Source organism: Magnetococcales bacterium, assembly GCA_015228935.1.
Taxonomy (GTDB): domain Bacteria; phylum Pseudomonadota; class Magnetococcia; order Magnetococcales; family DC0425bin3; genus HA3dbin3.
In genome coordinates this window covers 1-8,430 of record JADGCO010000140.1, presented here as the reverse complement: position 1 = coordinate 8,430, position 8,430 = coordinate 1, and the positions used below count along the sequence as shown (strand labels likewise).

The 8,430-nt window shown below is 56.8% G+C and carries 9 protein-coding genes; 2 read left to right on the top strand and 7 right to left on the bottom strand.

All coding sequences use genetic code 11. The features are described 5' to 3' along the window. From HQL65_19285 to HQL65_19275, 3 genes are all read right to left on the bottom strand, one after another. A partial coding sequence (locus HQL65_19285) for a hypothetical protein (protein MBF0138380.1) occupies nt 1-149 on the bottom strand: 149 nt, incomplete at its 3' end. After that, entirely contained in the window at nt 146-1,213 is a 1,068-nt protein-coding gene (locus HQL65_19280; GenBank protein MBF0138379.1) for a cytochrome b/b6 domain-containing protein, read from the bottom strand. The genes HQL65_19280 and HQL65_19285, both read right to left, overlap by 4 nt. A gap of 3 nt (nt 1,214-1,216) precedes the next feature. Continuing rightward, nucleotides 1,217-2,833, bottom strand: coding sequence for a tetrathionate reductase family octaheme c-type cytochrome (locus tag HQL65_19275; protein ID MBF0138378.1), 1,617 nt, complete (start codon nt 2,831-2,833; stop codon nt 1,217-1,219). A gap of 251 nt (nt 2,834-3,084) precedes the next feature. On the opposite strand from HQL65_19275, the gene HQL65_19270 reads away from it, so the two are divergent. Both HQL65_19270 and HQL65_19265 read left to right on the top strand, forming a co-directional pair. Then, a complete protein-coding gene (locus tag HQL65_19270; protein MBF0138377.1) occupies nt 3,085-3,339 on the top strand; it encodes a type II toxin-antitoxin system ParD family antitoxin in 255 nt (84 codons plus the stop codon). After that, nucleotides 3,339-3,668, top strand: coding sequence for a type II toxin-antitoxin system RelE/ParE family toxin (locus HQL65_19265; protein ID MBF0138376.1), 330 nt, complete (start codon nt 3,339-3,341; stop codon nt 3,666-3,668). The genes HQL65_19270 and HQL65_19265 overlap by 1 nt, the downstream gene beginning before the upstream one ends. A gap of 9 nt (nt 3,669-3,677) precedes the next feature. On the opposite strand, the gene der is transcribed toward HQL65_19265, so the two are convergent. From der to HQL65_19245, 4 genes are read right to left on the bottom strand one after another with little or no spacing between them, the layout of a single operon-like run. Beyond that, complete coding sequence (gene der / locus HQL65_19260) at nt 3,678-5,036, bottom strand: ribosome biogenesis GTPase Der (protein ID MBF0138375.1); 1,359 nt, start codon at nt 5,034-5,036, stop codon at nt 3,678-3,680. Further along, nucleotides 5,033-6,340: an outer membrane protein assembly factor BamB gene (bamB, locus tag HQL65_19255; protein MBF0138374.1), complete on the bottom strand. Its 1,308-nt coding sequence runs from the start codon at nt 6,338-6,340 to the stop codon at nt 5,033-5,035. The genes der and bamB overlap by 4 nt, the downstream gene beginning before the upstream one ends. A gap of 5 nt (nt 6,341-6,345) precedes the next feature. Then, complete coding sequence (locus HQL65_19250; protein ID MBF0138373.1) at nt 6,346-7,059, bottom strand: tetratricopeptide repeat protein; 714 nt, start codon at nt 7,057-7,059, stop codon at nt 6,346-6,348. 21 nt (nt 7,060-7,080) lie between these two features. Beyond that, nucleotides 7,081-8,340 carry a histidine--tRNA ligase gene (locus HQL65_19245; GenBank protein ID MBF0138372.1) on the bottom strand — a complete coding sequence of 420 codons (1,260 nt, stop codon included), beginning with the start codon at nt 8,338-8,340 and terminating at the stop codon, nt 7,081-7,083. Nucleotides 8,341-8,430: the final 90 nt, after the last annotated feature.

Here is an 8,430-nt window from a genome sequence, read left to right as displayed (position 1 = left end):
CATCCCAGTTTTTCATTCGTTTTTTTTGAAATTAACAAGTTATTAGACAGCCTCTGATACTGGCCATGATCATCGTTGCGGCCATTTGGAAACGGTTCAAGCCCCTGCCCATGGTCGAAACGATGATCAAGGCCCTGATATTCATTCATGACTGTTGTTCCATAACCTGGGAATGGGCATGGATATAAGAGTGTCGTTCACTGGCAAAACGGATGGCACGGGCCAGTTTGCGGGCATCCAATTCCATTTTTTCCAGAAAATCCTGCGCTCCTTCATGCACGGCCTGAGAACCAAGGGATGCCCCTTCCGAGCCGGTCAACACCAGGATCGGAATATCGGAAAAAGAGTCCTGAACTTTCAAAAAAGTCTCCAGGCCCTGGCTGTCGGGCAATTCGAGGTCCAACAGAATGAGTTCATAGTTGTCGCGACGCAGGCAGACAAAAGCCGCAGCCAGACTTTCCACACAATGGACGGTCAGACCGACGGGAAGCATGTGTTCCCTGGAAAACGGGGGGCTTCTCGTCAACCACATGCGAACCAGTTGCGCAAAATCCGTATCATCGTCCACCAGAAGAATTTGAAATTGGCCAACCAGATTGATGTCTTCTTCGTGAATGTCCGCATAACCGGTCAGCATGGCCTTCATCTGGGTCAATACCGGCTTGCCGGTAAAGGCCATGTAGACGTGCAGGATCAAAAAACTGAGCAGCAGGAATGCCATGGCCATATGGATGCCGGCCACGCCTCCCAGGGAAAGAAACCCCAGCCCGATCTGTTCCCAGGAGTTGTAATACATGTACAACAGACCGGTTCCCCATATGGTCGGCGTCAGCACGACATTCAGCAACAAATAGGTGAATCTTTGCAGGGGATTGTGCTTCAAGCGCGGGGTTGTCTTGAAGGGATGGCGATGCCGCACCGGATCGAAGATTCCCTTGGAATAGTAATGGACCATGGCACGCATTTTATGCTTGGTCGGCACATATTGACGCCACTCGCCGGTAACCATGTGCCAGAAGATGGTAAAAATCCAGAGCCAGATGAGGGTACGGGCAAAATTCTGGTGCCAGTCGGTCGCCAGTTCAAAATCCATGATGTCGATGTGGTCGGCCACATCCAAACCGGTGGCCATCAATCCCATGATGAGGATGGCCTGCGACCAGTGCCAGAAGCGCGCATAGCGCGTATAAAGCAGCATTTTACGGGTTGACATGCATCATCTCCGAGGAAACCTGGGAAGCAAAAACCGCAAAGTGCCATGAATGAACACACCCGTCAGGGTCAACAGAGCCAATACAACACCCATTTTGCGAATCCAGGGAAAAGAGTCACGACCCAGCAGATAATAACCAGTCAGATTCTGAAGACGGCTGGCATGATTGTGACAATCGCGACATTTCAGGGCGTATTCTTTGGGAGCCACCATGTGGGTCAAGGGAAAAAACATGGTGACCTCCACAAAGCCAACCTGGCCACTGTAGGGAGGGGCACCCGGAGATTTCATGCCGGCAGCCACGGAACGCGACCAGTCCAGGGAGCGGTAAAAGGCATCCCTGTCATCCACCGCTGAGACAACGGCATGGTTGATCACCATGTTTTTGTTGACCGGATCATAGGGCATTCTGGATTTCATGACCTTGAAAGGCCAGATACGGGACTTTTTGTCTTCATACTGTCCGGTTATGCGATTGAGCTGGACCGGGGCCGTATCATCGATTCGATCACTCAGCAAGGTATACTCGACATTGCCATTGAACCAATAATATTCCGGGACCAGGTTTTCTCCCCAGGTGATGGTGCCATGTTGCCGGGAGTGCGTCAGGGGATGGGTGGATGCCACCTCATGAGGTTCGGGTGGAATGGTGGTGTCTTCGGCAGGCCGACCGGCACGGCTCCAGTCCCAGGAAGTCTTGGTTTTGATGCCACCCCGGGCAAAAAATGGAATGTGGCAGGTCTGACAAGCCACCCGGTCGGTGTGATCATTCAGTTTGAGTCTGGTGCGGTGGGGAACCTCCCCATGACAGGATTCGCAGGAAGAGCGGGTATCATCCGTGTGACCGGGCCGGTCGATTCCCTGGGTATCATGCGCCTTCATGGTGTAACGGCTGCCGGTGACCTGATGATCCTGGGTGGTGTGACAAACCGTGCAGTTGAAATTCAAGCCATCCTTGTCCATATGAACATCAAGGGTGCGATTGGGCATGAGCAGGGACGAATCCAGGTCGCCATGCTTGGCCCCATCGCTGGAACCACCATGAAAATGACAAAAACCGCAATTTCGCCGGTTGGGGCGTCCAACACTCTGGGCCATGGCCGCCAGATCGGGTTTTATGACAACTTTTCCCTTGGACATGAGTACTGCATATCCATAGGAATATTTACGGTAAAGTCCGGTCTGCTCATGGCATACCAGACAATCCACCTGTTCTTCCGAGGACTCCTTGACTTCAGGATCCTTCCATCCATAACCCGCGTGGCACCGGGTACATAAGTTCCAGTTGGACTGGATTGAACCGCAGAATGCGTTGACCACACTCTGTTTCCCATAGGTGCGTTGCGAATCCTTGGGCGTATATTGCCAGGTCCAGTGAGTACTTTTCTGTACCTGGCCTGCCGCTTCGGTGTGACATTTCAGACAGGCGCGAGTGACCTCCTGGCCTGATTCGAAAGGCCCCTTCAGATCAGCCAGCTTGCCATGGTTGGCCGTCGAGGATGCGCTCTTATGAAAATCAGAAAAAACCGCCACCGCCGTTGCCGGTCGCGGCAACGACATGCTGACCATCATGATACCCAGCACACATACCGTTGCCTTCCGTCGCCAGGTTCCGTCCATTTTTACGCACCCCTGCTCCCTGCTCACGATTTTCACCAGAACCAGGCATGGTACACCTCTGGATTCCAGGATTCACTCATTTTTTGCGTCATCTTCCTGGTCTTGCTCAATGCATCGACCAACCTTGAGCTATTCATCAGGGTCGGATTTTATTAAATATTGTATTCTTCTCACATATCAAGCTTGGAAGCTTGCCAACCAGGTCACCATGGGTTACGTTGCATCAGGTATTGACAATTGAGGATTGCGCCATGGTTACCAACGTTCACCTTACCCCGGAACTTGAAAGCTTTACCCACGGTTGTGTGGAAAGCGGTCGCTACAGCGACGTGAGCGATGTCATCCAAAGCGCCCTGCGCCTGCTCCAGGAGGGAGAGGAACGCCGTGCCCTGTTCAACTCCATGCTGGATGCAGCCCGGAAAGAGACTGAAAGGGATGGTGGGTACACCCTTGAACATGTCATAATCGAAGCGGACAGGATTATCGAAGAAGCGTCTCGTTCCTGATGAAACCAGCAATTCTTTCTCCACAGTCTCGTGAGGAATTCCTCGAAGCGATCCGTTGGATTGCCAAAGACAATCCTGCTTCGGCCAAGGCACTTAAGAATGCTGTTTATCAAGCCGCTCGGAATTTGGGAAATCTCCCTTTATCGGGCTATGAACGCACCAATCTTGCTTCATCACCGATTCGCTTCCTTCCCCTGACCGGCTTTCCCTACATCATCGTTTACGATGCAGCACTGAAACCGCCGGTGATCCTGCGTTTTTTGCATGCGGCAAGGGATCTGCCGGAAATTATGAGCAGTGCTTCATTTGTAAGGTTATCAAAATTTTAATAAATTATTTCAAGACCCTTTCCGAAACAACAGCCGCACAGGTGTTCCGGAAAAATCAAACTCCTGCCTGAGTTGATTTTCCAGGTAGCGTTTGTAGGTAGCGTGAATCTCTTCGGGATGGTTGGAATAGAGCAGGATGGTGGGAGGAGAGACACTGACCTGGGAAGCATAGCGAATCTTGACGGGATGTCCGGCGCTGCGCGGCAGGGGGTGTCGGGCCAGGGCGATGGCCAGCCAGCGATTCAGGACGCCGGTGGAAATGCGTTGCCGGCAGGCGAGACCGACCTTGTCCACCAGGGGCAACAACCGGTCAACACCGCGTCCGGTATGGGCGGAAAGGCGCAGAACGGGGACGTGTTCCAGGTGCGGAAAGGAGATTTCAAACTGATCCTTGCAGCGCTGATCGGCCCCGGGTTCCCGTCCGGCGAGGTCCCATTTGTTGACGACCATGACCAGGCCACAACCGGCATCCGTGGCATAACCGGCCACGCGCTGATCCTGATCGGTGACGCCACGCACCCCATCCAGGACCAGAACCGCCACATCGGCCCGGTCGATGGCCTTCAAGGCGGCAAGGGCGGAAAAGGACTCCACCCGGTGCGTGACCCGACTCTTGCGTCGCAAACCGGCCGTATCCACCAGGACATAGGCCCGACCATTTGGAGCTACGAAAGGGGTATCGATGGTGTCGCGGGTGGTGCCGGGAATGGCACTGGCCAGCAACCGCTCTTCACCAAGCAGGCGATTGATCAGGGAACTCTTGCCGGCGTTGGGACAACCGATCACGGCGACCCGCAGGGCGGCATCGGGCAGACTTTCGGCATCTGGATCCGGAACCACACCAGTCGGCAAGCCTTCGAACAGGGCCGCCAAAAGGTCATCCACCCCCTGACCATGCGCAGCAGCAATGGCCACCACCGGTCCCACGCCCAACTCAAAAAATTCCCAGACCCCCTGGCTGCCCAGGCGGCCTTCGCTTTTGTTGACGGCGCATACCACCGGTTTGCCGGATTGGCGCAGCAATTCGGCGATGGCCTGATCATCGGGCAGGACTCCGGCCATGCCATCCGTGACCAGAACGACCGCATCGGCCTCTTCGACGGCCACCAGGGCCTGCTGGCGAATATCCCGCATCAGGGGTTCGCTGGACTGTTCCTGGAAACCACCCGTATCGACCAGGCGAAAGCCGCGCTCGCCCCATTGACCCTGACCATACTGGCGGTCCCGGGTCACGCCGGGCATGTCATCGACCAGGGCGTTGCGGCTGCGTGTCAGGCGATTGAACAAGGTGGATTTTCCCACATTGGGACGACCCACCAGGGCAATGAGAGGTGCCGAAAGGCACGAGGAAGTCGAGGCGTGGTTCATTCAAACCGGTAGGCGTTCCCGTCGTTGGTCCATAGATAAAGAAAGCCGCTGTCCACCAGGGGATCGGCAAAGATCGGCTCGCCAAAATGGTCGAGACCCACCACCCGGCCACTGGTGGGATCCACAGCAAAAATGCGTCCCTTGCTGTCGGCGACCACGATTTGATCGTGGAACATGACCGGCGTGGTCAACAGGGCATCACTCAGACGGGTTTGCCAGAGGGGAGTTCCATCGGCAACATTCAGGAGTGCCAGCGAACCCTCCACATCACTCACCACCAGGCGATTTTCCACCAGGAGGGGGGTCCGGACCACCGAGATGGTCCGTTCCCAGTAGGGCTTGCCGGTGGCCGGTTGCAGGGCCATCAACCGGCCCTGATGATTGGCGGCAAAAATGGCTTTGGGCGTCACGAGCAGAGGGGCATTCACATCCTGCAACAAATCCAGTTCGCTCCGTCCTCCCATGACGGTCAGGTTGGTGGTCCACAGGGGTTTGCCTTCGTTTTGGGAAAGGGCAAAAATTTCGCCGGAAGAGTATCCGACCAGGACCATCCCTTTTTGCACGGCAGGTGTTCCGGCCCCCATGACCACCAGGGGTTCGGGGGTGGTGTTGTGGACCCAGCGCCGTTGTCCGGTGGCTGCATCGAGGGCATAGGTCCGGTTGTCCAGGGTCAGAAACACCACAAGATCCCTGACCGGACGCGGCGGCGAGGCCACGGAGGTCGCCACGCCAGACCGCCACAATTCACGCCCCGTGCTACGGTCCAGGGCGATCATTTCCGCCTGGATGGTTCCGGCGTACACCCGTTCGGCATCGGCAGCGACGCCCCCGCTGATTGACGCACCCAGATCGGTTTTCCAGAGGGTCGAACCATCCGCCGGGTTCAGGGCGACCACCTTGCCCTGAAAGGTTCCCACGGCCAGGAGTCTCTCATCCAGGGCCACGCCGCCGGGGTGCATGAGGTATTTGTCGGGAGAACCGGCGACGCCACTCCGCCAAAGCCGCTTCAGGCCCACGGATTTTCCCGGTTTGGGTTCCACATACTCCTGGACGGTTTCGTCCACGGGTTTTTCCGGGCCACCGAACCAGGGACCGGGCGACGCACACCCACCGACGAGGAGCGTCAGGAGAGACCAGACCGGAATCCTGGCTGGGGGAGAGGAGCGTAAGAGGCTATCCAGTAATTCTCGGAAAAAACAAATTGGGAAGAAAGATTTTATTGGGGCTCCGCCCCAAACCCGTTTTTTATTTGTTTTTTCGAAATCAATATGTTTTTGGACAGCCTCTAAGGAAAACCGGTACATGGGACTCACCCCTCATCCCGGGCAGGAATCTGGTTGACGGGAGTCTGATCGGCAGGCACCGGTCCGCCCAGACGTTCCACCCGGCGCAGCAGCCGTTGGCGAATGCCTTCCGGCGGGGCAGGACGGGTATCGAGGGCCTGGCGAAATTTGGCCAGCGCCCTTTCCTTGCCTCCATCCGGTTCCTGGAGAATCATGACCCCATCCAGTTCCAGGGCCATGACCCGGAAGGACGATTCGGCGCTGATCCTGGCCAGATGGGAACGGGCCTGCCCGACATCCACATCCGCCGCAATCCAGGCAGCTTGCATCAGGGCCGCATCGCGGAACGGGGTCATATCGCCCGCCTCCGCCACCAGGGTTTCCAACTGCCGCAAGGCTTCACCGGAACGACCCGTTTCCACCAATACCCGGGCCAGTTGCAGCCTGGCCAGGGAGGAATAACCATGACGGGCATGATCGGCCAACAATTTTTTTAAATTGGCCTCGGCAACGTCCCAGCGTTTCCCTGCCATGGCCTGACCGGCAGACACGTAAAGATCGGAGATGGCCTGATCCTGTCTGGTACGATGTTCGCCCCAGAGAACGTAGGCCACCAATCCGGCAAAAAAAATCACAAAACCCACGATGATCCATTTGCCGTTCTGGCGCAGGAACCGGGTCAGCTGCTCGGCTTCGAGCTGTTCATCGACTTCTTGAAAAACAATGTCTTCCTGGCCCATGGTGCCTCCCTTGCGTCGTTGTCAGCGACCCTCCCTGTTGCGTTCCAGAATGGTTTGGACTGCGTCATCCCATTGGGTGGTTTGTTGCGAACCTGTGGTCATATCTTTGATGAGGACCTGGTGATTGGCGACTTCGTCGGGGCCGATGATCAGGGTCACTGCGGCTCCGGAGCGTCCGGCGCGTTTCATGTCGCTCTTCATGGACCCCTCTTCCTGGCTCATCTCCACGCTGCAACCGGCCTTTCGCAACCGTTCGGCCAGGAGCAAGCCATGTCGCCGTGCTTCCGGGCCGACGGCCACCAGGAAAAGCATGGGAGAGAAGGCGGGTCTGGTCCGGGTTCCCAGGAGGGCGACCAGGCGCTCCATGCCCATGGCAAACCCGATGGCCGGTGTCGCCTTGCCGCCCATGGCCGCCACCAGACCATCATAACGACCGCCGGCGGCCACGGCATTTTGCGCTCCCAGATCCCGGGTCGTCACCTCGAAGACGGTCCGGGTATAATAATCCAGTCCCCGCACCATAAGGGGGTTATGCCGCCAAGGCAACCCCAAGGCATCCAGATGACCGGTCAGGCCGGTAAAATGTTCTGCACAGGCCGGGCAGAGGTGTCCGCTCAAACGGGGAGCTTCGCCGGCCACGGTGCGGCAGCCGGGAACTTTACAGTCCAGCACCCGCAGGGGATTGCGGGAGAGGCGCTGCTGGCAATTGTCACACAGGGCCGCCAGGTTGCCACGCAGAAAATTTTCCAGCAGGGCACGGTATGGAACCCGGCAGTGCGGGCAGCCGAGGGAGTTGATTTCCAGTTCCAGGCGTTTTTGCAGGCCGATCACATCCAGAAAGCGCAGCACCATGGCGATAATCTGGGCATCGGCCAGGGGTCCGGAAGAGCCGAACTCTTCGCAGCCGATCTGGTGGAACTGTCGGGAGCGTCCTTCCTGGGGGCGTTCATAGCGAAACATGGGGCCGCGATACCAGACCCGCCAGGGGAGGCGTTGATTCTGGGCATGATTGACAAACGCCCGCACCACGGACGCCGTGCCTTCCGGGCGCAGGGAGAGGGATTTTCCTTTGCGGTCCGGGAAACTGTACATCTCTTTTTCGACAATATCGGTCGTTTCACCCACGGCACGGGTGAAGAGTTCGCTCCACTCCAGCAGGGGGGTACGGATTTCCTGGAAGCCGTAGCAGGGGAAGACCTGTTGGGCGCTTTGTTCCAGGAATTGCATGACTTCGGCATCTTCCGGCAAAAAATCGCGTGTGCCTCGAACGGCCGTGATCATGGTGATGAATCCTTGCCCAAATTATTGTTCAAAAAAAAAAAAACAAATGAAAGACTGGGATGGGGGTCCAGGGGGAAGGGCTGCGCCCTT